Source organism: Spirulina sp. CCY15215 (assembly GCF_016888125.1).
GTDB lineage: Bacteria > Cyanobacteriota > Cyanobacteriia > Cyanobacteriales > Spirulinaceae > CCY15215.
In genome coordinates this window covers 1-1,511 of record NZ_JACSWA010000191.1, presented here as the reverse complement: position 1 = coordinate 1,511, position 1,511 = coordinate 1, and the positions used below count along the sequence as shown (strand labels likewise).

Genomic DNA, 1,511 nt, shown 5'->3' with positions numbered 1-1,511 from the left:
GATCGGTGACTTTCTCGATGTTACCATTGGCATCGTATTCGTATTCGGTGACGTACTCCGTTGCTCCATTCTTGTCGGGTTTGACGGTGACTTTTTCCACTCGTCCCAATTCGTCCCGTTGATAGCGAATGCTGCTGTTGTTGGGATAGTCTATTCCGGCAAATGCTCCGGTATTGGGGTCGTAATGGTAAGTGGTGGTTCCGGTGGGGTCTGTGATGCTTAAAAGTTGTCCGGTTTCAAAGTTCCAATCGGAGACGACTTCATGGAGGGTGTTTCCGTTGAGAGAGTAGACCCGTCGCGTTTCCAATCCCGAATCTGCATCGTATTCGTAATCGATAACTTCCTAGGAAGTATTTTGGAGAAATCTAAATTATGGAAAAATGCGCTAACTTTCAAACAACTTATCTTTCATAGGTTGGAAAGGAGTTCTCGTCATCCAAGGTTGAAGTTCCAAATTAATAAACCAATCTTTTACAGTTGGAATCCAGCCAAGATCGTCAAGAATGTGTTGCTCTGCTACAATACGAGTTGGCACTTTCTTCCCACAATTTGTTTCGATAGTGATGTCAAAGAGCTTCTCACAAAGAAAAATTCCTTCCGCATGATGTCTCAATGCTCGGTGTCGAAGATCGGGGAGAAAGGCCTTCGATTCATCAAACCAATTATGAATTGGAAGATAATCTTCAGGAAGCCCTCCAAATAACTCTGCGGAGCGAACAGCATGATACCAAGGATGGGTCATAATTTTACTATTCATATCCTTCAACATCAACTAACAGTCCTTGTTGATACTCATCAATAATGATTCCTTGCTCGAAGTCTACTTTGAATGAACCTTTAATGGTCAAGGTATCTCCCACTCCAAAGGATTTTCCTAAAAGAAGAATTACCATCTCGTCAGTAAACCAATGAAGTCGATGTGATATTACTGTTTGCCTTGAAGGTTTTTTCTCTGTGAAAGTAAACTTACTTATCAGTGGAGAATCTTTATCTCCAAGTGGAGTATCTACAAGCAAATCGAGCAATTCATTTTCTTTTTTAACATGAGTAGGAAATTCAGCCTCAATAAAATGGCTAAATCCTTCATCACCCCCACCATAGTACCAACCACGAGTAGCAATTGTACCAAATGATTGTAAAATGGAGAGAACTTCTCGACTTTGTATGGAGAGATCATTTAATTGAAAATATTGACCAGCATTCTGATACTGATACTGACCTTTTTTTTTATTCTTCTCATCAAAGCTATCGAATTTTCTAAATGGCATAATTTTTATTTTTGAATGCAAATGACAATATCACCAAGACCAAAAGTGTTGAATGATAGAAAATATTTGGTTTAGTCACTATTCCACCGTTAATTTGGAATGGATTTAAAGGTATTGGGACGACAAAAGCAATGGTTGCTAATTGTGCGACAATTCCCCACGATCCCGAAGAAATACAGCGATGCAATCCCTTTACTGCTTCTATTCCCTATGATTGGTCATTAAAACATCACTAATCGATGA

3 protein-coding genes are annotated in these 1,511 nt (G+C 39.4%); all 3 read right to left on the bottom strand.

What is annotated here, in order from left to right:
* On the bottom strand, window positions 1-307 hold a 307-nt coding region (locus JUI58_RS01070; protein ID WP_204101894.1), incomplete at its 3' end, for a hypothetical protein.
* 78 nt (window positions 308-385) lie between these two features.
* Complete coding sequence (locus JUI58_RS01065) at window positions 386-757, bottom strand: hypothetical protein (RefSeq protein WP_204101893.1); 372 nt, start codon at window positions 755-757, stop codon at window positions 386-388.
* A complete protein-coding gene (locus tag JUI58_RS01060; protein WP_204101892.1) occupies window positions 750-1,268 on the bottom strand; it encodes a hypothetical protein in 519 nt (172 codons plus the stop codon). Before JUI58_RS01060 ends, JUI58_RS01065 begins: the two co-directional genes overlap by 8 nt.
* Between the last annotated feature and the right edge of the window lie 243 nt (window positions 1,269-1,511).